The organism is Flavobacterium xueshanense, assembly GCF_900112975.1.
GTDB classification, from domain to species: domain Bacteria; phylum Bacteroidota; class Bacteroidia; order Flavobacteriales; family Flavobacteriaceae; genus Flavobacterium; species Flavobacterium xueshanense.
In genome coordinates this window covers 19,761-43,926 of sequence record NZ_FONQ01000003.1, presented here as the reverse complement: position 1 = coordinate 43,926, position 24,166 = coordinate 19,761, and the positions used below count along the sequence as shown (strand labels likewise).

Below are 24,166 nucleotides of genomic sequence, written 5' to 3'. Positions count from 1 at the left end.
TCTAATAGATTATTGCTAGGGTTCGATCATCGTGATTGCCAGGATTCCAAAAGTCCATCCAGTTAGATAATTGATTGGCTATTTCAGTATTTTCTTTATTGAAATCGACTTTAAGACCATCCTCGTTTTTGCCTTGTAAGTCTCCTAGAAATTCATTCCATTTTTCTATTTTTTCTAAATTTGCTTCTACCACAAATTTCGGATCATAGATTCCATCGGTCATTAACATTAAATAGGAGAAATCATCCACTAATTTGAATCCAAATCGTGTTTGAAATTTATCACTTTGAAATATTTCGGGCATTGTAATAAATCGCGTTCCACCTCCAAATTCTCCTACGTCTAACCAGTTCATCAATTTAATTTCAGTCAAATCTTTACTTATCAAACCTATTGGACAGTCGCCAACTCCAAAGGTTAAAATAGCATAACCAAAATCATACTTTTTTACTAATGTAAAAATCAACGTTGCATGAAAATCTCTTAATGGTTTTTCTAATTTTGTTGCGAATTTTTCTAATTCTTTGTGGACGAACCATGCCGCTTTCGAAAGGTTATCGTAGACAAAATGACTTATTTTTTTTGAAGAATCTTCATTTGTTTTATTATGATGTTCCAATAATGTCTCGTCAAATTCCTTTAAAAAATCAGAGGTGAAGTTTTCTTCAAAATAACTAACTATTAAATCACATGACATTTTTGAACCTTCTCTTGATAAACTGGCAGAGCCAGCTCCATCGGAAACTGATAAAACACTCCATCCTGTGTCGTTAATATTTTTGAAAGTAAAATGATCGTCTCTAAAAGAGCCAACATTTGCGTGGCTTCTGCCTCGTTTGGAAGCTATTACTATCTTTTTGTCCAAGAAATCACTTGAAACTTCAACATTGTCCTCTTTCCAAAAAGGAGCATTTTTGTCGCTTTCTATATTTTTCCACAATGATTTGGGATCAGGATTTATAATAATAGTTATTGTTTTTTCATTCAGGATGGAATCTTCTGTTTCACCATTTACTCTAAATAAAAATTTAATTTTTAAATCGCCACTTATCAAAGGGTTCCCAAAAAGTAAATCTTCATCATTATTAAACTCAAGTCCAGTATCCTCTAAGCCTTTAATTTCTGAAAAAATAATATCTTTCCAACCTAAGTGAATAAAGTCAAATTTAGTTTCATATTTTTTATTTACGGTCCCATTTGGTAATGTTACTGATTGTAGAATAATATCTTCAATTCGTGTTTTTAATGTCCAATTTGCCATAATCATTTTTTGATTTTCTTGAATTATTTTTACTGAATTTATATTCGTTTCATTACTAATAAAATCATCAAAAAGAGTAAGCTTACTTGAAGGAATTTCTATTTTGTTTTGGAATAAAAGTGCCTGAATATATTTTTTTGATTCTTCCATAAATTATCCTTGTGTTCTGTTAACATCAAACCCACCGCCACCACTACCATAAGTTGCTTGGGTTTCACACCAAGGACAGGTACTTAATTCTTCTTCTCCTATGCAATGAATTTTTCCACAACTGCAAACCGCAAAGGCAATTTGATTACCACAACACGGACAGGTTGGTCCACCAATTAATTCATCAGTATTAACTTTATTACTAAAATTGGTATTGTCTGCTAATTCAAAATACGAGTTATCCACTTGATAAGCTCCAACTAATCTATAGCTTTTAGATGCTAACTCAATTCCTGCAAAACTAGATGGTACAAGTGACTTGCGGTATTTCATTAGATAGGGTCTTTTGGTATTTTGACATTTCCCGTTAAGGACCACATAATTATCATCTACAAATTGTTGTTTGTTTTCTGATTTTGTTAAATCTATTTTGGATAATGTTTCGCCATCTAATTTTGCGAGCTCAAATCCTGTTGCATTATTTTCAACGCTGATGCTACTAGTTTTTATAGAGTCTGTAACCCATTTGAAAAATTCTTTATAGGACTGAACATTAGTGTTTTTGAATTGTAAAACATTATCGGTTAGTTGTCCTAATAATTTTATGTCTGTTTCGTTACCAAAGGAAACGGCTATCATATTGGCTGTTTTCTGCCAATTTTGTTTCCATTCATTAATGGCTACTTTGCTGTCGTCTGTTGGAACACCATCTGTAAAAAGAAATACAATTGGTTTCCAATCGCCTTTAATTTCATAAGTTGTCTTAACTATATTCGATCTTAATTCGTGCATTAAATGGCCTAGACCTTTACTTAAAGAGGTGCCACTTCCAATAGGGAATTTGGGAGGATAGAAACTAACTATTTCTTGCAAAGGGACTAGCGTTTTTGCTTGTCCAGCAAATACGAGAATAGAAACGAAAACAGTTTCCAGAGCGTGTGGGTCTGTTTTTAAAGCTTGAATAATAGTAGCCAATCCTTCCTCAACTTGCTGAATAGGTTCTCCAACCATTGATTCAGAAATGTCAATTAAGAAATATATGGGTAGTCTTCTCATCTATTTAGTTTTATTAAATTCATATACAATTCTAAATTTTCTATATCATAACAACAAAAAATAACTTTTTCAGGAAATTCATTTTCCAATAAAAAGGATGTTACTGTTTCAAAAGAAACAGTTGAAGCTAAATCTTTTGGAAATCCATAAGCTCCAGTTGAAATGTTTGAAAACACTAATGTTTTAATTTCATTCTTTTTAGCAATTTCTAATGAATTCAGATAACAATTTTTTAAATCTTGAATTTCGGATTCATTTTTAAATAAATATCTTGGTCCAACTGTGTGAATTACATTATTGCAAGGCAAATGAAATGCAGGGGAAATTTTTGCTTCTCCAACGGAGCACCCTCCAAGATTTTTGCAAAATTCTGAAAGTTCAACTCCTGCTTTTTTATGAATTGCACCATCTACACCGCCTCCGCCTAACAGTGAAGGTCTAGCAGCGTTTACTATGCAATCAGCATTATACTCTGTAATATCTCCAAAGTGTAATTCAATCCTCATATTAAAAGAAATTTAAAAAGATTAAAAAAATAATTAAAAGAACAATTTGTGTCATATCAACAGACAGCCCTACACCAACCTGAAAAGGCTTTATTCTCTTTTTTGAAAAATTAAAAAGAGGTGAGAAAAGACCATTGAAAAATTCAAATATCTTTTTATATTGAGGATTTAATTTGTCTTTATGGGGTAATAATTTTGAATACAAAAACAACCCAACAATTAAAATATTTATAAAAATCGGAATGATTCTCATCATATTACTACAGTTATTTCGCTTGGAGGAGGAGGTAGTGTTACACTTTCTCCTGTGCCTTGACTTTTATTGCCTTGTTCAATGGTTTCTGAAACCCATTTAAAAAACTGTTTTAAGGTTGAGCTATCTGCAGAATCTAAATGAACTACATTATCTGTTAGTTCTTTTAGTATTTCATCATTGGCCATATGGCCAGCAGCACAACCTACTATAGCACCAAAATTTAAATTTTTAATTTCGGGTGTTTTTTCTCTGTATAGTTGTATGTCGGATGGTTTTCCATCAGTAAAAACAAATAGCAAGGGTTTCCAATCTCCTTTTTGAGTTGGAGAACCTTTTACAACATCTTTCTTTACTTTTTGAATTACAAAATCTAAACCGGCTCCAGTATTTGTTGGTCCTGATTGAGGACAAGTTATTTCTGGAAGCTGAAAGCTAACTAGCTCTGTTAATGGAACGATTTCTTTTACTTCCCTGTCAAAGGTTATAATACTTATCCAAAGAGAGTCCAACGCTTGGGCATCTGAACGTAATGTGTTTATCATACCGCTTAAAGCATTATTTAATGCTTGTATTGGTTCTCCATGCATGGACCCCGAAGTGTCTAATAAAAAATATACTGGTAGTCTTCTCATTTTACTTTTTTCCAAATAATGATTTAATTATCATATTTCCCAATTTTCGCTCTATTCCTCCTCTTGAAGTAGGAACTCCTGTGCGCCTAGCAAAACTTTGCTTGGCGCCAGAAATACCTAAAAGTCTGCTCCATGAAAATGAAAATCCAAATTTGCTCATGGTATTAAAATTTAAACAACAATATTTAATTCAGATGGAGGAGGAGGAAGCTCACTTAAACCTGTAACCTCTTTTCCAGAATCTTCTACTTTTGTTGAACTAACACCAATAGAGGCAGTTACCCATTGAAAGAATTTACCAATACTAGCGCTATCTGCAGTATCTAAACTCACTACATTTTCTGTGATTTGCTTTAAAATATCTGTGTCTGCTCCACTACCAGCTGCACATGCTACAGTAAAAGCAACTTTAGATTTTTTGAATTCATTCAAACCACTTTGCCAATCATCAGTAGGGATACCATCGGTCATGATAAATACTAACGGTTTCCAGTCACCTTTTTGCTCGGTAGTTGTTTTTTGGACTTCATTTTCAATTTTATTTGCAACCAATTTTAAAGCTTCTCCAAGAGCCGTTACCCCTGTAGCTTTTATGTCCACCATTTGAAAAGAGGCTAAATCAGTTAAAGGAATGATTTGTTGTGCTGTGCTATCAAAAGTAATTACACTTAAAAAAGCAGTTTCGATCGCTTGTGGATTTTGGCGTAATGAACTAATCATTATTTGAACCCCGTTTTTAACGGCTTCAATTGGTTCACCTGACATCGATCCAGAAGTGTCTAATAATAAATATACGGGTAGTCTTCTCATTTTATAAATATTGATCTGTTACTGTTCTTACTGTTTGTTCTAATTTTTTATCTTTTGTAGGTTCCCCAATAGCATTGAATTTCCATTCGCCATTTTTCTTGTAGAAAACACCCATAACCATAGAAACATGTCCTGCAAAACCAGAACCATTTGCAATATCAAATTTTGCAAAAACTTCGTTCACTCTTTTTGGGGTTCCTTCATAAATACGGATTGAAGCAAATGGAATTGTTCCAAAATCATGTCCTTGAAAACTATTTAAAACAAATGCAACAGAACTAACTGATGGATTTAGTCTTGAAAAATCAAGGGTGATAATTTCATTATCCAATCCATCGTCACCACCCAAATCTCCGGTTAAATCATCACCGCTATGCGCTATTGCACCATCTTTTGATCTAAGATTCCCGAAGTAAATGATTTCCAATAAATTTTTATTGTCATCGTACAAAGCGCAAGATGCGTCTAAATCGACTGCTTCTTTGGATATTCCTCCTAGCCATCCTTTTTTCTCAATTGCTCCCCAGTTAATACCAACACAGATATTTTGGAGTTTAGAACCATTAGTTTTTTCAAGGTTTATGCGCTGTCCTTTTTGAAGATTTATTGCCATTTTTTATTTAGTTATATTTATTTAAAAAATCTTCAAGCCCTCCTTTTTGTCCCATTCCGATTGCTTCGAATTTCCACTGACCATCTTTATTGTAAATTCTGCCAAATTCAACCGCTGTTTCTATTGAGAAATCTTCTTCTAATTCATACTTTACTAACTCAGTATTGTTGCTATCATCTACAATTCTAATAAATGAATTTCGAACCTGACCGAAGTTTTGTTTTCTGCTTTCTGCATCATGGATAGTAACCACTATGCAAATCTCTTTAGCCGTTGAGTCAATTTTTGTCAGATCAATTTGTATTTGTTCATCATCACCATCACCATCGCCATCTAAATTATCACCTTTATGAGTAACTGATTCACCTGGAGATTTTAGGTTATTGTAATAAACAAAATGAGCATCCGAAAGAACTTTTTTATTCTCTCCTAAAATGAAAACAGAAGCATCTAAATCAAAACTAGATCCGGTTGAACTGCTGTTTGTGTCCCATCCCAAACCAATTGTGAATTTTGGAGCGTTAATGTTTTCACGCTGTCCTTTCTGTAAATTAATTGCCATAATATTATAGTTTTGTTATTAGTTAAATATTCTATTTTTTATGAAAAAATCATTGAGCTTTTTTTAGTTTTATTGTATGCAAATAATAAATCCTTAATATTTTTAACATCTGATTTTGGTAGATAATATGCAGAAACCCACCCCCCTGTAGCTCTTATGCTAATATTTGCACCAAAAAGATGTTCGTTAGTTCTAATGTTTCTAATAAACCTAAAGGCAATTTCATTTTTATCACTTCCAATAAAATACCAGTTTCTTTTTTCTACAGTTATTATCTCATTTTCAAAATCAATTATTATTATCCATGGGTTAATAATATGAGGTAAATATCCGTTTACGAATAATGCTACAATAGAAGATTTGGATTTAACTAATGTCATAATTAAAATGTTGATATCCAGGTAATAATTCCGCTCGTTAATCCTATTACTAAGCTTATGATTAAGGAATATGTCCCATATGTAAGATACTCTCGAAAGGAAATTTTACCTTCTCTATAACCTGATTTATACCTCGAATCGGCTATTCTCTTTTTGTAAGTATTGTACACGAAAAAAATTATGCATAGAATGATAAATGAATTAAAAAATACTTTTTTAAAGCCTGATTTAAATCCTTTTTCAATATTTTGATCTTCTTTTCCTATAATTTTCGTTACATATTTTGCATTTATAAATCCATCTTTATTATTTAGTTTAATTTTCAACCAGCTTCCTTCCTTAGAAAAAACGGTAACTGTATCATTTACATAATAGCTCCCGATGACATTTGAATTCTTATCGGGATTTTCCCTTACATTTAACTTTTCAACCGTTATTGCGTATTGCTGGGAATAAATGATACCGTTAAATGCAAGAATAAAAAGAAAAATAAATATTATGTTTTTTTTCAATATTAAATGATTCTCTATTTTAGATTTAAACATATCCTTTAGACTGTTTTGATTGTATTAATATTGTTTTGGTATTCCGTTATTTGGTGATAATTATTACTAATTGCTAAATGAAATAAATCACTGCTTTTTTTAGTACTAATATTGTTTATTAGATAAGAAAACTCATCTTCATTAAGGCTTAAAATGAATTTTACTATTCGTGTATTATATTGAAAATGTGCTCTGTTTATTATATTGACAATATCTTTTACACTCTTGACTGCATAATAGTTGTAGTGGTTTTCAATTTTAGGATGAATTTTTTTATTTGTTAATTCAGCGAAATAAACAAAAACAAAGTCTCCATTAATGTTGTATTGATTCAAAATTTTATTCACTGTATGTTCATGACTTCCTGTAATCTTGATGTCATCAACAAAAATGCATAATTTACCTTCGATAAAATTTCTATCAATGTAGTAGGTATCATTAGAGATTAATTTCACTCTTTCTTCAAAATCTAGATTACCATAATCTGTTACATAAGTTTGATTTCTATAAATTTTAGATTCAATACTTGCTTTTTTACTGTTCTTAAATAAAAAACTATTAAGTTCTTTTTTGAAGTAGTAACATAAAAAATTCGATGCCGTTGGTATCGATAGATATGGACTTGGCAAAATAATAATTTCAATATTCGATAAAAGCAGATCATGGTGTTTTTCAACAAATCCATTAAATAATTCTTTAGCAAATTTTTCTGCAAAATATTTGTCGCCAAATTTAAACCAGCTGTATTCTTCAGCCGGAAATGGATAGTTTTCTTCTTCAATTATTTTATGTAGGCTATAGCTTTTATTCACTTTTTATATTTTTAGTAGGTGTGCTGCAAATCCAAATTTTATTGCGCCATCGTAGTCTGCAATACTATTATCTCCGATATGCAAAACTTCTTTTTTGGTTATTTCATTAGAACTATTTATTTGATCATAGACTAATTGAAAAATCTTATGATTAGGTTTCGAAAATCCTACTTCATCAGAATATATTTGAAAACTGAAATACTGCTCCAATCCATAATCCGCAATTATTTTTCTTAAGGTGTAGCCCTTTATAAATCCAGTATTACTTAAAATATTCATTGTCTTACCCTGCGCTTTTATCTCTTCAAAAAGAGAGTCGATTTTAGGAAAAACCAACTGCGGTTTGTATTCCATAAATAGCAGCTCTGTTTCTTTATAAAACAGATTGAGTTGTTTTGTGTCAATATCATTTACTTTGACATTTAATGCATTAAGAATAAAGTAATAAATTTCATAAGTGTCAATGTTAAGTCCGTTATTCTCGTTGATATTATTGCATAAAACATCATAATATCTTACTACCTCAGTAACTTTTTCAATGCTACATTCAACATCAAAAAAATCTTTAAATAATAGATTTCTTTTACTCTTAAATTGAGGATTTGACTTTATCAGTGTTAACCATAAATCATAGGAAAAATGACTGAAATTTTTATGATCTATTTTCAAGTATATGATTTTAAAATATCGACAAAATTGTCTGTATGTTTAGGTTCTCCAATTGCTCTAAATTTCCATTCTTTCTCTTTTCTATATGCCTCTGCAAATACCATTGAACACATTCCATTCATTGATGCATCTCCTGATAGATTAAATTTTGCAATTTCTTTTCCTCTAGCATCAACAGCTCTAATAAATGCATTCTCAACCAAACCAAAATGTTGATTATTTTGTTTCCCTTGGTAAATGGTTACTAGAAACAAGATTTTTTGGTAACGTTGATCTAAAGAATCCAATTTCACAATTATTTGTTCATCATCACCATCGCCTTCACCAGTTCTGTTATCACCAGTTAACCAAATATGGCCTGACGGATGTTTTAAAGAATTGAAATAAATAATATCACCTTCATAAAGGCCTATCTGACGGTTATTTACATTAGCTGTTCTTCCTATATTTGCAACTTTTCCATTACTGTCTAGTAAGAAAGCAATTGCATCCAGATCATATTCTTCTTCTTTGGCTCCGCCAAAAAGTTTAGTTAAAAAACCACTATCTTTTTGTTTAACATCCCAGCCCAGACCTATAGTAACAGTTGCTAAATCAAAAGTTTCCCCTTTATCATTTTTACGCAGGTCAATTGTTTGACCTTTTTGAAGATTTATTGCCATTTTTTATTTTATAATTTGTCCCGAGTAATATTTTTCTAAAAAGAAACTTAAATTCGCCTTATATCCAATTCCAGAAGCTTCAAATTTCCATTGTCCATTTCTTTTATATAATCTTCCAAATTCAACTCCAGTTTCAATTGAAAAATCTTCATCCAACTCATATTTGGCAATTTCTTCACCACTTGCATCATCTACAATTCGAATGTATGATCCTCTAACTTGTCCGAAATTTTGTTTTCTAGTCGCAAAATCTTCAATGGTTACGACAAATAGAATTTCACTAACTTCTATGTCAATTTTTGATAAATCAACTTTTATAGCTTCATCATCATCTCCATCAGTACTGCCTCCGGTAGGGTCATCGCCTGTATGTTCTAACGAACCATCTGGAGATTTTAGATTATTATAAAAAATAAAATGATTTTCTGAAATTAGTTTTCTATTTCCGTTAATCATGATAGCGGAAGCGTCTAAGTCAAAGTCGTGACCAGTACCTTCATTTGGATCCCAACCTAATCCAACAGTTATTTTTGATAATCCAATATCAATTTTTTGTCCTTTCTGTAAATTTATTGCCATGTATTAAAATTTTAAGATTTATAGATTTTACCTTTCTCCGATTCTTTAAGAATATTTTCAGGGATTATCCTTCAAAATTCAATTCACACACTCTTTTATAAAAATAATTTCCTTTTTGATTATCATAAGTTATTGGAGCATTCATTTCGTTTTTCATGTATGAAATATAGTTGTAAACGCTTCTTTCAGAGAGTCCTAACTTTAAAGCAAGTTCCTTTGGTGTTCCTGTTCGTTCAGTTATTACAAAGTCATGCAGTCTTTTTATAATTCTGATATCCATATTTCAACAATTTTAGAGGAATCTACTGCAATCAAGTTGCAGTGCGTAAGATTTTATTAACAAAATTTAATAATGTACGTTTTTAGTAAAATTCTTAACTCAAGTCATTATCATCACTAGATTTAAATTAATGTGTCAAACTTACTTTCAATAAAAATTGTTTCTTTACGGTTTTCCTCATTTGATGAAAAAAAATTATTTATTACTTATTAATTATCTAGTTTACAATAAATCTTACTAATTATATGAGATTTACTACACCCAATTTTAGTGGTATTGCTTAAAATAAATATGTAAAAAGTTAAGTTTGGAGAAAACCCGTTAACGGTTCCGTCAACGGGGGATTTTCAGTCCGTTAACGTACTTTTTTTCTACCGTTGACGGAGATTGACGGTTTTGCCGTGTAATTTTCTTATAGAAGAGTAGTTATTTCTCAGTAACCAAGAAACCCGCTAACGGAGATTTGTTTACCGTTAACGGGAATAAGGATTCATTCTTTAAAAATATAGGTATCCGGATTTATACTAACATATGAGAATAGTCTTCAGGTAATTCGGCATCAATATCTCTTAAATATTGTTCTAGTGCCGTCATAGTAGAATGGCCTGTTATAAGCATCAGTCTGCTCTTGGTTTCGAAAGGGGAGTAGTTCTTGCGTAGTTCTCGGTACAACTTAGTGATGAAAGTATGTCTAAAGCTATACATACCATAATCGGCACCTAATTTGAAATGATCTTTAACGACTGTTTTAAATTTTTTTGAAAAATTGTCTCTTCGATTGTTTTCAGTAGCGATCCATTCCGCTCCAATTTCATGAGGCGTGAATAAAAAATGATCTTTATTTAATTTAGACAAATCAGGTAAGTCATTAATAAGGATTTCAGGTATGATTTTGATTTTTACGGCTTTGTTTTTTGCTCTAACGTAAAGTTTTTTGTCTTTTACATCTAGGTCACCAACTTTCAATCGGCAAACCTCTACTGGTCGGAGGAAATTATAACAAATGAATTTAACGAATAATAACAAAATGGGGTCATTTGTTTCCAGATAGGAATAAATATTCATTTGCATTTCTGGAGTATACGTCTTGTTTCTTTCGGGTTTAGCCTTCAGAATATTTATTTTCTTAATGAAATTTTCGGGGATTATTTCATCGTTAGTTAAAACTTCAAATAAGGAACTTAAATCAATTCTTGAATTATTTCGATTTCTTGGACTCGAATTTTCTAAAATGCCGTTTAGGTATTGGTTCGTAATTTTTCTAGTAATCGATGTTACTGGTTCATTTTCATCCAAAGATTTTTTAAATCGATTGATTCTTCCCTCATAATTTATATAAGAGACATCATTGAGTGATTTTTTCTTGATTTTTAATGCATATTCAAAAGCCTCCTTTATTGACAAAACAGGTTCTTCTGGTGCATTGACTTCAGGTTCAATAATCGTCACCACTTCGGCGACAGGTTCTGGGACAACTATTACAGGTGTTGCATTGTTAGCGGGTTTGTCGTCTTCAAGCAAGGTTAAATCGGGATCTGTATAAGGATTTAAGCCTTTTTCTAAAAGATATTTCAAAGAGTCTCTTAATTGATTGAATATAATGAGTCTTTCTTTTTTGGTTTTAAAACGATTAGCACCGCCTTTTATGTTTGGCATACGTTTTAGTTTGCCAGTTGTCCCATCAATAAATTTATAATAGATGTACCAATCCTTCGAAAGCGCAGTGTTTTGCTCTTCTTTTGATAGTTGATTCCACAAAGTGATGTCAACTCCTCCGGTATAAATTCTAGGCTCTGAATATTTTTTTGGGGTCAAAGTGTGTACTGTTTGGTGTACGTTTTGGTGTACTCTTTGTAAAAGTAATAAAATACTAGACATAAAAAAAGCGGTTTAGTGTACACTAAACCGCTTGTTTAAAGAAAATTACCTTGGTAGCGAGACCGAGATTTGAACTCGGGACCTCAGGGTTATGAATCCTGCGCTCTAACCAACTGAGCTATCTCGCCATTATTAGGGTGGTAAGCCAGCCCTGAATGCGGGTGCAAATATAAAAATAATATTAGAGCTTGCAAGCATATTTTTAATAAAAAAAAATATTTTTCAAAACACTTTTTTTATGTAGTTATATTCTATATATTTCCGAAAAATTAAATGTAGCTCATGGATCAAAAAGTACGTTATGAAATCGAGTTCCCTATAAATTCCTCGCCTCAGTTGTTGTATCAATATATATCGACTCCATCCGGTTTGTCTGAGTGGTTTGCCGATAATGTGAATTCTCGTGGTGAATTTTTTACTTTTATTTGGAATGACTCCGAAGAAAAAGCAAGACTAGCCTCAAAAAAAACAGGTGAAAAAGTGAAATTTAAGTGGGTAGATGAAAATAGTAAAGATACCGAGTACTTTTTTGAATTGCATATCTTAGTAGATGAGCTGACCAAAGACGTATCTTTAATGGTAGTCGATTTTGCTCTTAAAGATGAAGTCGATGAAGCAACACTGTTGTGGGAAAATCAAATTTCTGATTTGAAACATCTAATAGGTTCTGTGTAAAAATCATATTTATAACTTATATTTGCCCTGAATAAAATTTAGGGCTTTTTTATGATTAATTTTAATGGAAATATCGTGTCTCAGGATGCCAATATTTTGACACACAACCGTGCTTTTCTATATGGCGACGGAGTTTTTGAAACAGTTAAAATAATAAACAATAAAATTCTTTTTCTAGAGGATCATTATTTTAGGCTAATGTCTTCTATGCGAGTTGTTCGAATGGAAATTCCCATGAATTTTACAATGGAGTTTCTGGAAGAACAAATCCTTACTTTAGTTAATAAAAATGGACTGACGTCTTCTTCTCGTGCCAGAATTACAGTGTATAGAAACGATGGAGGATATTATTTACCACAAAATAATACGATTTCTTTTTTAATTCACGCTGTAGCACTTGAAAACACGCTATATTCATTCGAAAAAAAGGAATATGAAGTAGATTTATACAAAGATTTTTACATCACAAAACAATTGCTGTCGTCTATCAAAACGACTAATAAAATCATCAATATAACGGGAAGTATTTTTGCAAATGAAAATGGGTTAGATAATTGTTTATTGCTTAATGACAGTAAGAATATAATTGAAGCACTTCAAGGAAATATCTTTATGTTGATGGGTAATAAATTGATTACGCCACCGGTTTCTGAAGGCTGCTTAAATGGGATTATGAGAAAGCAGATCCTAAGTTTAGCAAAGAAGATAGAAAATTTAGACGTTGTAGAAGAGGTAATCTCTCCATTTGATCTTCAAAAAGCAGATGAATTATTTGTAACTAATGTTATAAAAGGAATACAACCAATAACACAATATCGTAAAAAAACTTTCGCCAAGAAAATATCTCTTCAACTGTTGGAGAAACTCAACGAAATGATAAGTAGTACTTAGTTTAAATATGGATTTTCCGGGGCGTTCGACCAGATGAGGTATTCTCCACCTAATTCCATTATTTGTTCTTTCCAGAAATGAGTAGCTGATTTTCCAATTATTTTATTTTCGTAGCTATTTGCAGTGATAATCCAGGAATTGTTTTCCATCTCGGATTCTAATTGTTTTTCATCCCAACCAGTATATCCTAAAAAGAATCGGATATTGTCTTTGCTTATTTCTCCTTTATTGATGAGTTCTTTCGTCGATTCAAAATCGCCACCCCAATAAATTCCATTCGATATTTCAATACTGTTAGGAATTAGTTCTGGAATATTATGTATAAAATATAGGTTGTCTTGTTCCACCGGGCCACCGTTATAAATCTTAAATCGTGCGTCCACATCAGGAATCAAATCGTGGATGGTGTACTTCAATGGTTTATTAATAATAAAACCAACGGATCCTTCTTCGTTATAGTCAGCTAATAAAATTACTGATCTATTGAATGATAAATCCCCAATTATCGTAGGCTCTGCGATAAGCAAATATCCTTTTTTTAATTTGTCTGTAATCATTGGATTGGATTTTTTATTAAATTTAAGTTTTTTATTATAAGAGTGCCAAATAAAATCGTTGAAACGTATAAAAAAACCTTCCAGATGGAAGGTTTTGATTATATAAGGGAGACAAAAATTAGTTTACCGCACCTTCTAATTCTGCACCTGCCTTAAATTTCACTACATTTTTCGCAGCGATTTGGATAGTTTTTCCTGTTTGAGGATTTCTACCGTCTCTAGCAGCTCTAGCAGAAACAGACCATGATCCGAAACCTACTAAAGATACTCTTCCACCTTTTTTCAAAGTACCCCCTACGTTTCCTAAAAATGACTCTAAAGCTAATTTTGCAGCAGCTTTTGTAATTCCTGCATCTGCAGCGATAGCATCGATTAATTCTGATTTGTTCATAATGAATAGTTATTAATTGTTGGTTAAAAAAAATTGTTAATACACAAATTTAGTAGGAAATACGTTCCTTGCAAGCGTTTTATGTTAATTTAGTTTATTTTGTTGATAACTTATTTTTTTTGTTGATAAATCAATGATAATTTCTGATTAAAGTATAGAAACACCCGTTTTTATTGGTGTTAATAGACTTTTGCATCGGCTGAAAAAGCAACTCCATTCAATAATTCCGGTGTATTCATTTTCTTTTTACCCGGAAACTGTAAACTGAGTATTTGAATAAATCCGTTTTTTACTGCAATTTTCATTTCTTTTTTGCTACAAATCAAACTGCCAACCGCATAATTATGCTCCTCAGAAATTATAGTAGCGTTGTATATTTTTACATTCCATTCCTCGTTCTTGTCCCCAAAGAAGCACCAAGCCGCAGGATACGGACTCAAGCCTCGAATCAGATTGTTTATCTCCTGAGCTGATTTTGTCCAATCTATTTTGCAATTCTCTTTGTTAAGTTTGTAGGCTGTTTTTATATCGGCCGTATCTTTTTGAATAACTGTAGACACATTTCCTTTTTCAATCATTTCCAAAGTGTCAATAACAGTCTTGCTTCCTAATTCCATTAATCGATCGTGCAAGTTTCCCGCATTTTCATTTTCATTTATTGGGATTTCCGAACTTAAGATCATCGCCCCAGTATCAATTTTATCATCGATAAAAAAAGTGGTGACACCCGTTTTAGTTTCTCCATTTATGATTGCCCAATTTATGGGTGCGGCGCCGCGATAATTCGGCAGGAGTGAAGCATGAAGATTAAAAGTTCCTAAGGATGGCATTTCCCAAACAACTTTTGGCAACATTCTAAAGGCAACTACAATTTGTAAATTAGCATTCAATGTTTTCAATTCAGCTAAAAAAGCCTCGTCTTTTAGGTTTAAAGGCTGCAATAAAGGTAGATTATGAATCAGCGCGTATTCTTTTACTGCTGAATATTTTAATTTTTGTCCACGACCTGCTGGTTTGTCTGTAGCAGTGATAACGCCTACAACCTCGTAGTTATTCTTGATTATGGTATCTAAAATCCCCACTGCAAATTCGGGAGTTCCCATAAAAACAATTCGTAATTTTTCCATTATGATCTTAAAGTATATTTGTTATTTGGTTTAACCAAAATCGTGTTGTTTTCTAATAAATCCTTAAGTACACCGATAACGTCGTCCGGACTATTTTTAGTTTTGTTTTGAATGTCTCTCGAGTTTAAATCTTCGGCTTGCAATAAAGCAATTATTTCTCTTGAAAGCAGCGAGACATCTTTTTTCTTTATATTCTTTGTAATGCAAAACGAGCAAATCCCACAATCAACAGTTGTTTTTTCGCCAAAATAATTTAGAATCAACCTGTTCTTGCATACTTTTTTCTCACTGACGTACTGAATAACAGATTGAAGTTGCTCTTTTTTTAACTGATTTTGATTCTCTAAATGTTTCGAAACCCGATTGATGGTTCTGTCATCTTCCCGAACTTCATTGAAAATTAATGTGGCGTCATTATTTTTCGAATGGTATTCTATAATTTTTTTTTCTTTTAATTTATGTAAAACAGCCTGAATTTCAGTTTCCTTGTGATTTGATTTTTTGGCAATCAGTTGCAGGTTGAATGCGGTTTGCATTTTATAAATTCCGGGATAAGTTCGCAATATTGCTAAAATAATTTCCTCGTCGTTTGGATTTAAACTCATGTACCGAATCACTTCTTTGGAAGGAATCAGAAACTGCAACGTGATTTTTTCTGAAAATTCTTGAGACAGGCTAATAATTCCTTGTCGGTCCAGAAATTGCATTGCATTGTACGTTTTCAGTGTTGGGAATTCATATTTTAAACAAAAATGATGCAAATTGAAAGTAAACTGTTCGTTGATCCCCTCTCCGTAAGCAATTTGAAAATAGTTGCAGAGCTTGACATACATTAAATTCAAGAACTTTTTATCGGGAAGAATATTTATAAATTGGCTTTGAGCCTGAATACTATCGGAAGGACTGGTCAATAAAACAGCAAAGGCTCTTTCTCCATTTCGTCCCGCACGTCCCGCTTCCTGATAATAATTTTCCATGTTTTCCGGAAGCTGAATGTGGATTACCGTTTTTACATTGGCTTTGTCAATTCCCATTCCAAAGGCATTGGTAGCCACAATTACCTGCACTTCTTCGTTCATCCAGGATTGCATGTTTTTGTCTTTTTCTTTGGACGAAAGTCCGCCGTGATAATACGTAGCTTTAAATCCTAATGAATTCAATTGCGAGGAAATATCTAGGCACGATTTTCTGTTTCGTACATATATTATAGACGGTTGTGGATTTTTTTTCAGAATTTGCTCTATTCGGAACAGTTTATCCTCGACCTCAAAAATCATGTAAGCAATATTTTCCCTGGCAAATGATTTCTCGAAAATCTGTGGTTTATGTAATCCCAACTCAATGATAATATCTTCTTTGACCCTTGTCGTAGCAGTGGCAGTCAATGCTAAAAAGGGCACTTTTGGAAAATGCTTTTTTAGTTCCGAAATTTTTAAATAAGCAGGTCGGAAATCATGTCCCCATTGTGAGACGCAATGCGCTTCATCTATGGTAATTAAATTAATGGGAAGATTTTTTATTCGTTCCAAAATCCAGTCGGATTGTAGACGTTCCGGTGATAAATAAAGGAATTTGTAATTTCCGAATTGGCAATTGTCCAGTAAATCAATCATTTCCTCGGATCGTATTCCGCCTGTCAATGCTATGGCTTTGATGTTTCGCTTTTGCAAATTGGCTACTTGATCTTTCATCAGTGCTACCAAAGGCGAAATGACTAAGCAAATGCCTTCATTCATTATAGCTGGAATCTGAAAACAAACTGATTTTCCGCCGCCGGTTGGCATCAAAGCAAAAGTATCATGACCGCTTAAAACAGAATCGATGATTTCGTATTGTAGCGACCTGAATTTGTCGTGTTTCCAATATTTTTGAAGAATAGCTACTGCTTCTTGCATAGAGTATAGATTTCATTTTATTGAAAAACAGTCCAAAGCATAAATCCTAAACCTGCAAACTATTTAGAAATTTCGTCTAAGATAAAAAGAATTCTGTTATCCATTGTGTCTTTTGGAACTTCTATGAGTTTGTAACCGTAATTCTGGTAAGTTTCAGTAAGGTGATTGTAGATGAGTTTCGCTTGTTCGAAGTTTTCGTAACGTTCGTCATCACTGATGTAAATTTCCTCCCAAGGCGGAAGAATGAAGATTTTTGAATAGGTATGTTCGCGGCAAGCGGCATCAAAAGTAGCAGGATAACTATCGCCAATATAATGCATATAGGCTAAAACATCCGGAATTCCTCTGTCGATAAAGACAACTTCATGAGACTCTTTTGTAGCATTTTGAAACTGTTTTTTTCTTCCTTCAAGAAGTAATTCGCTGAATAACAATGGTTTTTCAAGGAACAATTGCTCGATTCCTTGCTTTTTTGCTTCCAAAGTCACCTCACGGGAAATTTCGGGATAACAACAATGTCCTTTAGCGACCAATCCGTCGATGATAGTAGTTTTACCTGTTCCTGGACCGCCAATGATAACTATAATTTCTTTTTGCACTTTTAAAAAATAAGGGGCAAATTTACTTAAACTTATTGGGATTTGAAAAAATCATTGCGGTTAAAATGCGATTAGACAAAAAATCATAATTCAAAATTCATAATTTACGTTTGAAACCGTATATTTGCCTTTATTTTCAAATAAAAAAATGGATAAGAAGACTGAAGAATTTTATGATAGATTAAAAGTGGAGTTGGATATGAGCAATACATGGCCAGCAGAATACTTATTTAAATTTATTGTACCAACAGAAAATGATAACGTAGTACGAGTGGAGTTGGCTTTTGATTGTATGGGCGCGGTTATTAAAACTACAAAATCCAAAACAGGAAAATTCACTAGCATATCTGTTGATGTTACTATGAAAAATTCGCAAGAAATAGTAGATAAATACCTGGAAGTTTCTACAATAGAAGGTATTATTTCCCTTTAATTACAACATAAAATTTTTGATTTGCTGCGTTCGAATGGATCTAATTTTCGAAATAAAGCATGGGAATCAAAATAGATACATTCGAATATGAATTCAAAATATATTAAAGAAAACTCAAACGATGTCGTGCATCATTTGGAATACAATGCCGAGAGATCGCATTTGATTATTCCGGAGTACGGCCGTCATTTGCAGAAATTGATTGATCAGGCAACTAAAATTGAAGATGATGTAGAACGCAACAAAGCGGCAAAATACATTATTCAGGTAATGGGAAGTTTGAATCCACATTTGCGTGATGTTCCTGATTTTCAGCACAAATTGTGGGATCAGATCTTTATAATGTCTGATTTTAAATTAGTGGCTGATTCACCGTATCCAATTCCATCGCGTGAAGTTTTACAGTTGAAACCGGATGTTTTAAAATACCCACAGAATTTCCCAAAATACAGATTTTACGGCAACAACATCAAATATATGATTGATGTGGCCAATAAATGGGAAGATGGCGAGATGAAAAGTGCTTTAGTGAAAGTGATTGCCAATCACATGAAAAAATCGTATTTGAGTTGGAATAAAGACACGGTGAAAGATGATGTGATTTTCGAACATTTATATGAACTGTCCGATGGCAAATTGAATTTGATTCAAAGTACAGAGGAATTATTAAATACCACCGATTTATTACGAACCAACAAACGGGTTTCGAATAAAATTTTACCGGTTGGCCAGCCAAAAATTCTGAGTAACAAGAATACGAAAACTGGAAAACCAAATCCAGTGCACAAAAATCAAAACAGAAAGCCTTTGTAAATCAGTTATAAATTAAGAGTATTTAGGTTATTAATTTTTTCAGAAATAACCTTTACCTCGTAATCTTTTAACTTACATCTAAATAATTTATAACTCATAATTGTAAAAAATGGGAATTTTCAAAATAGAAGGAGGCATTAGTCTAAAAGGAGATATCACGCCACAAGGAGCTAAAAATGAAGCGCTACAAATTTTATGTGCCGTTCTTTTAACACCGGAAAAAGTGATTATCAATAATATTCCCGATATTATAGATATCAACAAACTAATTACGCTTTTAGGAAATTTAGGTGTTAAAATCCAAAAAACAGGATCAGGATCGTATACTTTTCAAGCTGATGAAGTTAACATAAACTACCTAGAAACCGAAGCATTTAAGAAAGAAGGCGGGTCTCTAAGAGGTTCTATTATGATTGTTGGGCCTCTTTTGGCACGATTTGGAAAAGGATATATCCCGAAACCAGGTGGTGATAAAATAGGTCGCAGAAGATTGGATACTCACTTTGAAGGATTCATCAATCTTGGTGCTAAATTCCGTTATAACAGAGAAGATCATTTTTATGGCGTAGAAGCACCAAAAGGATTGAAAGGTGCCGATATGTTATTAGACGAAGCATCCGTAACCGGAACCGCTAATATTGTTATGGCTGCAGTTTTGGCCAAAGGTAAAACAACCGTTTATAATGCTGCTTGCGAGCCTTACTTGCAACAATTGTGCAAGATGCTAAATTGCATGGGAGCTAAAATTACTGGTGTTGGATCTAACTTATTGGCGATTGAAGGGGTTGAAAATTTAGGCGGTTGCGAGCACAGAATTCTTCCGGATATGATTGAAATTGGAAGTTGGATTGGTTTGGCTGCAATGACAAAATCGGAGATTACGATAAAAGATGTAAGTTGGGATAATCTTGGAGTAATCCCTAATACGTTTCGAAAACTTGGAATTACATTGGAACGTCGTGGAGATGATATTTACATTCCTGCTCACGTAGATGGGTATGAAGTGAAAACAGATATTGACGGTTCTATTTTGACAATTGCTGATGCGCCTTGGCCCGGATTTACTCCGGATTTATTAAGCATCGTTTTAGTAGTTGCCACCCAAGCAAGAGGTGATATTTTGATTCACCAAAAAATGTTTGAAAGCAGACTTTTTTTTGTTGATAAACTGATTGATATGGGAGCAAAAATTATGTTGTGTGATCCGCACCGTGCTGTTGTTATGGGGCACGATTTTAAATCTCAACTCAAAGCAACCACAATGTCATCACCAGATATTCGTGCCGGAATCTCATTATTGATTGCAGCGCTTTCCGCAAAAGGAACCAGTACTATTCAAAATATTGAACAAATCGATAGAGGGTACGAGCGTATTGATGAACGATTGAGAGCCATTGGTGCTAATATTGTTAGAGCATAAATAACATAAATCATAAAAAAAATATCGTTTAAGTAAGCTAGAAAGGATTTAAATTTAAAATTCAATTCAGTTTACTTAAACGATTTTAGTTTACATTCATTTATAAATAAAATACATGTCAAGCGAACGAACAGCGATAAAAGCCACTTATTTTAGTATAATTGGAAATACATCTTTGGCCATTATAAAAGGTCTGGCAGGTTTTTTTGGAAATTCGTATGCATTAATTGCAGATGCAATTGAATCAACTACTGATATTTTTTCTTCATTCTTAGTCCTGTTCGGAATTAAATATTCCAATAGACCAGCGGATAAAAACCATCCTTACGGACACGGTAGGGCAGAACCATTGATTACTTTTTTGGTTGTAGGTTTTTTGATTACTTCGGCAACGATTATTGCTTATGAAAGTATCATCAATATTGGAACGCCACATCAATTGCCAAAACCGTGGACATTATTAGTTCTTGGGGCAATCATTGTTTGGAAAGAGTATTCTTTTAGAATAGTAATGAAACGCAGTATTGAAACAAATAGTTCGTCACTAAAAGCTGATGCTTGGCACCATCGCAGTGATGCAATAACCTCTGTGGCGGCATTTCTTGGGATTTCGATTGCTTTGATTTTAGGAAATGGTTATGAATCTGCTGATGATTGGGCGGCACTTTTTGCTTCGGGATTCATCCTTTATAACAGTTACCTTATTTTTAGACCCGCTTTGGGCGAAATAATGGATGAACATTTATACGATGATTTGATAGAACAAATTCGAATGGTTTCAATTCAAGTGGACGGAATTATTGATACCGAGAAATGTTTTATTCGAAAAGCCGGTATGCAATATCACGTGGATTTACATGCTACAGTTGATTCAAATATTACTGTGAAAGAAGGACACGATCTGGCTCATAAACTAAAAGACACTTTGCAGGAAGAAATTCCGGAACTGGGACATGTGTTGATTCATGTGGAACCAAATGATTAATTATTAATCAAATAAAATAAAAAAAGGTACCAAAACTATTTTCTATTGCCTTTTTTAATTTGTTGCGATTTTGTTACATCGAACGCACTCAAGATACAATAATGGTTCTCGACTGCGCTCGAACTGACAATTGGACTCAATTATTAAAATTATTTTTTTACTCCAATATATTCAAAAACTTAAGCCCAAAAACAACTCCGTCACCTTGAAAACCATTTTGGTACGAACGGACATAATCTACACGAAGCATTTTAAATTTACCAAAACCTAAATTATCTAAGCCGACTGTCATTTCAGTATAAGTTTTGTTATTGGGTGTAGATAGTGCATGAGCACCCAGTATAAAAGTTGATTTTAGTTTGTTCAACAATGGTATTTTATTCATGATGTAGCCTTTGTCATTGTATTCAATATGCGCTTCAAAATAGCTGTCATTCGTACTGTTAGAATAATATGGGAGCAAGTTAAATACATTCAAATAACGCGCTGATTGTCCAATATGGGTTTGGTTTCCATTGAAATGCTTGAAATCTATAAAAGCAATATTGTCTGCATTCAAAAACTTTCCCGCTTTTAGATTTAGCCCTACAACCCCTTTATTTCCTAATGTCAAATCATACGTCAGTCGGGTGTTGAAATGGTCAAACTCATATTTCTTCTCATTGGCCGCAATTACTTTTTCATAGCCTAAATATAGAGTTGGAAATTTTTCATTTCGGATGTTAAATTTCCCATCTGGACGGGAAGAATACTTGTTTCCAAAATTTATTTTTGCAAGCAAATTTACTTTCGTCAAATGGTGTTTTTCAAAAGCTGGAGTGTTGAAATCATTTGGTGCCAAAGGATTATTCGACGTGTATAAATCGTCCTTATTGAACAAAGAAAAATCGGTATTATTGAATAATGGTTTGCGTTGCTGGTACTCTATTTTTCCATTTAGGTTCACTCCATTTGCAATATCTTGGCTGTATCCAATTGCCGCTGATTCCAAATTATACAACTTCATGAAATTGTTCTTAAAAATTAATGAACTAATCGTGTTTATAGTTTTACTGATAGGGTCATTCGGATTAAATTGCTTTACGGAACTTCCTCCCATCATATATAAGGTGGCAAAATTCTGATTGTTGAACCGGTGGATAAATTGTCCGGTGACACGCAAACGATCTTCGGCAAAACCGTAATTGAGTTTTGTACTTATGGAAGTGTATATTCCTTTGTTTTCCTGATTTTTCCAGTTGGTGTATCGAAACCCAGAATCAAAATTATATCCTTGTACGGTATTGAAACTTAGTGAACCAAGATTCAATAATCCTTCGTAACTAAAACTGTGTTTTTCAGTACTATTCTTATACGTGTAACCGGTCAGTACTTTTAATAATTTGAATTTATTTCCTTTTGCATCTATCGAATCCAGGTATTTTTGGGAATTCCGGACCTTGTAAATGCTATCTTTTCTAACATAATCGGTGCTTTCTTCAATTGTTAACGGAATGGGTCTGTTGGTATTCCAGAACAAGCTGTCTTTTTTATTGGCATTTATTTCGATGCGCGTAATTTCATTTGTAAATGTTTTGGAAGGAAAAGCATCTATAAATTCATAATTGCTATACACGTAATTGTATTTTCCGGTAAATTTTATCCCAAAAGCGCCTGCTGTGATTTCGAGACTTTGAGTGTTTTTTGCCCAAATTTTATTGCTGTTGTTGTAACTAAAATTTTGTTTTAAGGTCATCACATCGACAAATTCCTCTTTCATTCGGTAGCCTTTTATATCCAGATCAACTGCGTAAACCGCCCAGGAATCTTCCACTAAATAAATGTATCCTTCAAAAACGGGTTCGCTGTCACGCTTTGCCATCACTTTTATTTTGTTAATCATATTTTTATTCTCATCAAAAAACGTGCTTTCTAACTTGTAATTATAGTAATTGAAAGCGTTGTTTGCTATTGGAGAAATCATTTGGACACCAAAATCGATGGTATTGTCATAAAAGTCGTAGAACGAAGATCTGGCAGTATTGTAGCTGTAACCATTGTCTCTGCCACTTACTTTTGAGGCAGTAACGACTTCTTTTAAGTTGTTGGGTTTTTCAAATGCTATTTTCGAAAAGGTTTCTGATAAGGAAATAATCCCGGTTCCGGTAGAATCTAAAGCGCCATTGAAGTCACCAATTTTTTGGCCTAATATTTTTTTAGGGGCATTTTTTAATTTAAAAATACCTCTGGAATAAAAGTCAGCGTTGAATCGATTTGTTTTTACAGTGTTTACTTTTCTGCTGGCAATAGCATTTTTTATAATCGCCAAAGCCGGATTGTTTTTCTTGTTGATAATCACTTCATTCAATGAAAAACTTTCTTTCTCCATTTTTATATTTAATGAATAAGGCAATTTATCAGTTTGTATTATTATTTTTTGGGTTTTAAAACCTAAAAACTGAAAGACAACCGTTTGTTTTTCTTTTTTCTTTAAATTAAATTCATAGTTTCCTTGTTCATTTGAAGTGGTCCCATTGTAAGTGTCTTCCTGAAAAATAGTGACAAAAGGCAAGGGGTTTCCTTTTTCGTCCGTGACAGTTCCTTTTATTTGTGCATTGCTGACAAATGAAACTAAGAAAAGAAGTAGTAAGTAGTGTTTTTTCATGAAAGTTTTTTCTTTCACAAAAATAGCAGAAGTTTAAAAATAGGGTATTAATTATTTGTTAAAGATTTATTTGGGAGGTAATTAT

29 protein-coding genes and 1 tRNA gene are annotated in these 24,166 nt (G+C 32.9%); 6 read left to right on the top strand and 24 right to left on the bottom strand.

The annotated features are described in order from the left end of the window. Nucleotide 1: 1 nt before the first annotated feature. From BMZ76_RS04660 to BMZ76_RS04580, 18 genes are all read right to left on the bottom strand, one after another. Complete coding sequence (locus BMZ76_RS04660) at nt 2-1,411, bottom strand: PP2C family serine/threonine-protein phosphatase (RefSeq protein WP_091203570.1); 1,410 nt, start codon at nt 1,409-1,411, stop codon at nt 2-4. Between the two features lie 3 nt (nt 1,412-1,414). Next, nucleotides 1,415-2,467 (bottom strand): TerY-C metal binding domain-containing protein, encoded by a 1,053-nt coding sequence (locus tag BMZ76_RS04655; protein WP_091203569.1) that lies wholly within the window; start codon nt 2,465-2,467, stop codon nt 1,415-1,417. Continuing rightward, nucleotides 2,464-2,973: a macro domain-containing protein gene (locus tag BMZ76_RS04650; protein ID WP_208857635.1), complete on the bottom strand. Its 510-nt coding sequence runs from the start codon at nt 2,971-2,973 to the stop codon at nt 2,464-2,466. The genes BMZ76_RS04655 and BMZ76_RS04650 overlap by 4 nt, the downstream gene beginning before the upstream one ends. 1 nt (nt 2,974) lies before the next feature. Continuing rightward, entirely contained in the window at nt 2,975-3,229 is a 255-nt protein-coding gene (locus tag BMZ76_RS04645; protein WP_091203567.1) for a hypothetical protein, read from the bottom strand. Further along, nucleotides 3,226-3,861 carry a vWA domain-containing protein gene (locus BMZ76_RS04640; protein WP_091203566.1) on the bottom strand — a complete coding sequence of 212 codons (636 nt, stop codon included), beginning with the start codon at nt 3,859-3,861 and terminating at the stop codon, nt 3,226-3,228. The genes BMZ76_RS04645 and BMZ76_RS04640 overlap by 4 nt, the downstream gene beginning before the upstream one ends. A gap of 1 nt (nt 3,862) precedes the next feature. Beyond that, nucleotides 3,863-4,021, bottom strand: coding sequence for a hypothetical protein (locus tag BMZ76_RS15865; RefSeq protein WP_167547417.1), 159 nt, complete (start codon nt 4,019-4,021; stop codon nt 3,863-3,865). A gap of 11 nt (nt 4,022-4,032) precedes the next feature. Next, complete coding sequence (locus BMZ76_RS04635; RefSeq protein ID WP_091203565.1) at nt 4,033-4,671, bottom strand: vWA domain-containing protein; 639 nt, start codon at nt 4,669-4,671, stop codon at nt 4,033-4,035. Nucleotide 4,672: 1 nt separating this feature from the next. Further along, nucleotides 4,673-5,284: a TerD family protein gene (locus BMZ76_RS04630; protein ID WP_091203564.1), complete on the bottom strand. Its 612-nt coding sequence runs from the start codon at nt 5,282-5,284 to the stop codon at nt 4,673-4,675. A gap of 7 nt (nt 5,285-5,291) precedes the next feature. After that, a complete protein-coding gene (locus BMZ76_RS04625; protein ID WP_091203563.1) occupies nt 5,292-5,846 on the bottom strand; it encodes a TerD family protein in 555 nt (184 codons plus the stop codon). Between the two features lie 38 nt (nt 5,847-5,884). Then, nucleotides 5,885-6,226: a hypothetical protein gene (locus BMZ76_RS04620; protein ID WP_244281746.1), complete on the bottom strand. Its 342-nt coding sequence runs from the start codon at nt 6,224-6,226 to the stop codon at nt 5,885-5,887. 2 nt (nt 6,227-6,228) lie between these two features. Beyond that, nucleotides 6,229-6,738 carry an SH3 domain-containing protein gene (locus BMZ76_RS04615; RefSeq protein ID WP_167547416.1) on the bottom strand — a complete coding sequence of 170 codons (510 nt, stop codon included), beginning with the start codon at nt 6,736-6,738 and terminating at the stop codon, nt 6,229-6,231. 38 nt (nt 6,739-6,776) lie between these two features. Further along, nucleotides 6,777-7,583 carry a phosphoribosyltransferase family protein gene (locus BMZ76_RS04610; RefSeq protein WP_091203561.1) on the bottom strand — a complete coding sequence of 269 codons (807 nt, stop codon included), beginning with the start codon at nt 7,581-7,583 and terminating at the stop codon, nt 6,777-6,779. Nucleotides 7,584-7,586: 3 nt separating this feature from the next. Then, the gene (locus tag BMZ76_RS04605) at nt 7,587-8,252 is read right to left on the bottom strand and encodes an HAD family hydrolase (RefSeq protein WP_091203560.1); all 666 of its coding nucleotides are present in this window, start codon (nt 8,250-8,252) and stop codon (nt 7,587-7,589) included. Continuing rightward, on the bottom strand, nt 8,249-8,914 hold the full coding sequence (locus BMZ76_RS04600; RefSeq protein WP_091203559.1) for a TerD family protein: 666 nt from the start codon (nt 8,912-8,914) through the stop codon (nt 8,249-8,251). The genes BMZ76_RS04605 and BMZ76_RS04600 overlap by 4 nt, the downstream gene beginning before the upstream one ends. A 3-nt stretch (nt 8,915-8,917) precedes the next feature. After that, nucleotides 8,918-9,493 (bottom strand): TerD family protein, encoded by a 576-nt coding sequence (locus BMZ76_RS04595; protein ID WP_091203558.1) that lies wholly within the window; start codon nt 9,491-9,493, stop codon nt 8,918-8,920. Between the two features lie 64 nt (nt 9,494-9,557). Then, nucleotides 9,558-9,773, bottom strand: a complete 216-nt coding sequence (locus tag BMZ76_RS04590; RefSeq protein ID WP_091203557.1) for an HTH domain-containing protein — start codon at nt 9,771-9,773, stop codon at nt 9,558-9,560. Between the two features lie 519 nt (nt 9,774-10,292). After that, nucleotides 10,293-11,651 (bottom strand): tyrosine-type recombinase/integrase, encoded by a 1,359-nt coding sequence (locus BMZ76_RS04585; protein WP_091203556.1) that lies wholly within the window; start codon nt 11,649-11,651, stop codon nt 10,293-10,295. Nucleotides 11,652-11,702: 51 nt separating this feature from the next. Further along, nucleotides 11,703-11,779, bottom strand: a tRNA-Met gene (locus BMZ76_RS04580). A gap of 154 nt (nt 11,780-11,933) precedes the next feature. On the opposite strand from BMZ76_RS04580, the gene BMZ76_RS04575 reads away from it, so the two are divergent. After that, nucleotides 11,934-12,326 carry an START-like domain-containing protein gene (locus BMZ76_RS04575; protein WP_091203555.1) on the top strand — a complete coding sequence of 131 codons (393 nt, stop codon included), beginning with the start codon at nt 11,934-11,936 and terminating at the stop codon, nt 12,324-12,326. A 51-nt stretch (nt 12,327-12,377) separates the two neighbouring features. Further along, nucleotides 12,378-13,217 (top strand): aminotransferase class IV, encoded by an 840-nt coding sequence (locus BMZ76_RS04570; RefSeq protein ID WP_091203554.1) that lies wholly within the window; start codon nt 12,378-12,380, stop codon nt 13,215-13,217. Here BMZ76_RS04570 and BMZ76_RS04565 read toward each other — a convergent pair. The 5 genes from BMZ76_RS04565 to BMZ76_RS04545 all read right to left on the bottom strand — a co-directional run bounded on the left by BMZ76_RS04565 (nt 13,214) and on the right by BMZ76_RS04545 (nt 17,786). Beyond that, nucleotides 13,214-13,774: a YqgE/AlgH family protein gene (locus BMZ76_RS04565; protein ID WP_091203553.1), complete on the bottom strand. Its 561-nt coding sequence runs from the start codon at nt 13,772-13,774 to the stop codon at nt 13,214-13,216. The two genes, BMZ76_RS04570 and BMZ76_RS04565, sit on opposite strands and share 4 nt — an antisense overlap. Before the next feature lie 118 nt (nt 13,775-13,892). Then, complete coding sequence (locus BMZ76_RS04560) at nt 13,893-14,165, bottom strand: HU family DNA-binding protein (RefSeq protein ID WP_073017033.1); 273 nt, start codon at nt 14,163-14,165, stop codon at nt 13,893-13,895. Nucleotides 14,166-14,344: 179 nt separating this feature from the next. Next, complete coding sequence (fmt, locus tag BMZ76_RS04555) at nt 14,345-15,292, bottom strand: methionyl-tRNA formyltransferase (RefSeq protein ID WP_091203552.1); 948 nt, start codon at nt 15,290-15,292, stop codon at nt 14,345-14,347. Further along, nucleotides 15,292-17,187: a RecQ family ATP-dependent DNA helicase gene (locus tag BMZ76_RS04550; RefSeq protein WP_091203551.1), complete on the bottom strand. Its 1,896-nt coding sequence runs from the start codon at nt 17,185-17,187 to the stop codon at nt 15,292-15,294. The genes fmt and BMZ76_RS04550 overlap by 1 nt, the downstream gene beginning before the upstream one ends. Nucleotides 17,188-17,246: 59 nt before the next feature. Continuing rightward, on the bottom strand, nt 17,247-17,786 hold the full coding sequence (locus BMZ76_RS04545; RefSeq protein ID WP_091203550.1) for an AAA family ATPase: 540 nt from the start codon (nt 17,784-17,786) through the stop codon (nt 17,247-17,249). Between the two features lie 148 nt (nt 17,787-17,934). Between BMZ76_RS04545 and BMZ76_RS04540 the strand changes: the two genes are divergently transcribed. The 4 genes from BMZ76_RS04540 (at nt 17,935) to BMZ76_RS04525 (ending at nt 21,437) form a co-directional block, all read left to right on the top strand. Further along, entirely contained in the window at nt 17,935-18,219 is a 285-nt protein-coding gene (locus BMZ76_RS04540; RefSeq protein WP_091203549.1) for a DUF493 family protein, read from the top strand. Between the two features lie 87 nt (nt 18,220-18,306). Beyond that, on the top strand, nt 18,307-19,032 hold the full coding sequence (locus tag BMZ76_RS04535; protein WP_091203548.1) for a DUF4290 domain-containing protein: 726 nt from the start codon (nt 18,307-18,309) through the stop codon (nt 19,030-19,032). A gap of 109 nt (nt 19,033-19,141) precedes the next feature. Further along, nucleotides 19,142-20,452, top strand: a complete 1,311-nt coding sequence (gene murA, locus BMZ76_RS04530) for a UDP-N-acetylglucosamine 1-carboxyvinyltransferase (protein ID WP_091203547.1) — start codon at nt 19,142-19,144, stop codon at nt 20,450-20,452. A gap of 115 nt (nt 20,453-20,567) precedes the next feature. Beyond that, nucleotides 20,568-21,437: a cation diffusion facilitator family transporter gene (locus BMZ76_RS04525; RefSeq protein ID WP_091203546.1), complete on the top strand. Its 870-nt coding sequence runs from the start codon at nt 20,568-20,570 to the stop codon at nt 21,435-21,437. Between the two features lie 157 nt (nt 21,438-21,594). On the opposite strand, the gene BMZ76_RS04520 is transcribed toward BMZ76_RS04525, so the two are convergent. Beyond that, nucleotides 21,595-24,081: a DUF5686 and carboxypeptidase regulatory-like domain-containing protein gene (locus tag BMZ76_RS04520; RefSeq protein WP_091203545.1), complete on the bottom strand. Its 2,487-nt coding sequence runs from the start codon at nt 24,079-24,081 to the stop codon at nt 21,595-21,597. Between the last annotated feature and the right edge of the window lie 85 nt (nt 24,082-24,166).

Excerpts from the sequence above, each read along its gene's own strand:
- BMZ76_RS04645 (WP_091203567.1), bottom strand. The coding sequence starts at position 3,229 with ATGATGAGAATCATTCCGATTTTTATAAATATTTTAATTGTTGGGTTG.
- fmt (WP_091203552.1), bottom strand. The coding sequence starts at position 15,292 with ATGGAAAAATTACGAATTGTTTTTATGGGAACTCCCGAATTTGCAGTG.
- BMZ76_RS04630 (WP_091203564.1), bottom strand. The coding sequence starts at position 5,284 with ATGGCAATAAATCTTCAAAAAGGACAGCGCATAAACCTTGAAAAAACT.
- murA (WP_091203547.1), top strand. The coding sequence starts at position 19,142 with ATGGGAATTTTCAAAATAGAAGGAGGCATTAGTCTAAAAGGAGATATC.
- BMZ76_RS15865 (WP_167547417.1), bottom strand. The coding sequence starts at position 4,021 with ATGAGCAAATTTGGATTTTCATTTTCATGGAGCAGACTTTTAGGTATT.
- BMZ76_RS04590 (WP_091203557.1), bottom strand. The coding sequence starts at position 9,773 with ATGGATATCAGAATTATAAAAAGACTGCATGACTTTGTAATAACTGAA.
- BMZ76_RS04520 (WP_091203545.1), bottom strand. The coding sequence starts at position 24,081 with ATGAAAAAACACTACTTACTACTTCTTTTCTTAGTTTCATTTGTCAGC.
- BMZ76_RS04540 (WP_091203549.1), top strand. The coding sequence starts at position 17,935 with ATGGATAAGAAGACTGAAGAATTTTATGATAGATTAAAAGTGGAGTTG.
- BMZ76_RS04525 (WP_091203546.1), top strand. The coding sequence starts at position 20,568 with ATGTCAAGCGAACGAACAGCGATAAAAGCCACTTATTTTAGTATAATT.
- BMZ76_RS04565 (WP_091203553.1), bottom strand. The coding sequence starts at position 13,774 with ATGATTACAGACAAATTAAAAAAAGGATATTTGCTTATCGCAGAGCCT.
- BMZ76_RS04625 (WP_091203563.1), bottom strand. The coding sequence starts at position 5,846 with ATGGCAATTAATTTACAGAAAGGACAGCGTGAAAACATTAACGCTCCA.
- BMZ76_RS04570 (WP_091203554.1), top strand. The coding sequence starts at position 12,378 with ATGATTAATTTTAATGGAAATATCGTGTCTCAGGATGCCAATATTTTG.
- BMZ76_RS04600 (WP_091203559.1), bottom strand. The coding sequence starts at position 8,914 with ATGGCAATAAATCTTCAAAAAGGTCAAACAATTGACCTGCGTAAAAAT.
- BMZ76_RS04585 (WP_091203556.1), bottom strand. The coding sequence starts at position 11,651 with ATGTCTAGTATTTTATTACTTTTACAAAGAGTACACCAAAACGTACAC.
- BMZ76_RS04595 (WP_091203558.1), bottom strand. The coding sequence starts at position 9,493 with ATGGCAATAAATTTACAGAAAGGACAAAAAATTGATATTGGATTATCA.
- BMZ76_RS04635 (WP_091203565.1), bottom strand. The coding sequence starts at position 4,671 with ATGAGAAGACTACCCGTATATTTATTATTAGACACTTCTGGATCGATG.
- BMZ76_RS04640 (WP_091203566.1), bottom strand. The coding sequence starts at position 3,861 with ATGAGAAGACTACCAGTATATTTTTTATTAGACACTTCGGGGTCCATG.
- BMZ76_RS04620 (WP_244281746.1), bottom strand. The coding sequence starts at position 6,226 with ATGACATTAGTTAAATCCAAATCTTCTATTGTAGCATTATTCGTAAAC.
- BMZ76_RS04655 (WP_091203569.1), bottom strand. The coding sequence starts at position 2,467 with ATGAGAAGACTACCCATATATTTCTTAATTGACATTTCTGAATCAATG.
- BMZ76_RS04535 (WP_091203548.1), top strand. The coding sequence starts at position 18,307 with ATGAATTCAAAATATATTAAAGAAAACTCAAACGATGTCGTGCATCAT.
- BMZ76_RS04560 (WP_073017033.1), bottom strand. The coding sequence starts at position 14,165 with ATGAACAAATCAGAATTAATCGATGCTATCGCTGCAGATGCAGGAATT.
- BMZ76_RS04550 (WP_091203551.1), bottom strand. The coding sequence starts at position 17,187 with ATGCAAGAAGCAGTAGCTATTCTTCAAAAATATTGGAAACACGACAAA.
- BMZ76_RS04575 (WP_091203555.1), top strand. The coding sequence starts at position 11,934 with ATGGATCAAAAAGTACGTTATGAAATCGAGTTCCCTATAAATTCCTCG.
- BMZ76_RS04660 (WP_091203570.1), bottom strand. The coding sequence starts at position 1,411 with ATGGAAGAATCAAAAAAATATATTCAGGCACTTTTATTCCAAAACAAA.
- BMZ76_RS04650 (WP_208857635.1), bottom strand. The coding sequence starts at position 2,973 with ATGAGGATTGAATTACACTTTGGAGATATTACAGAGTATAATGCTGAT.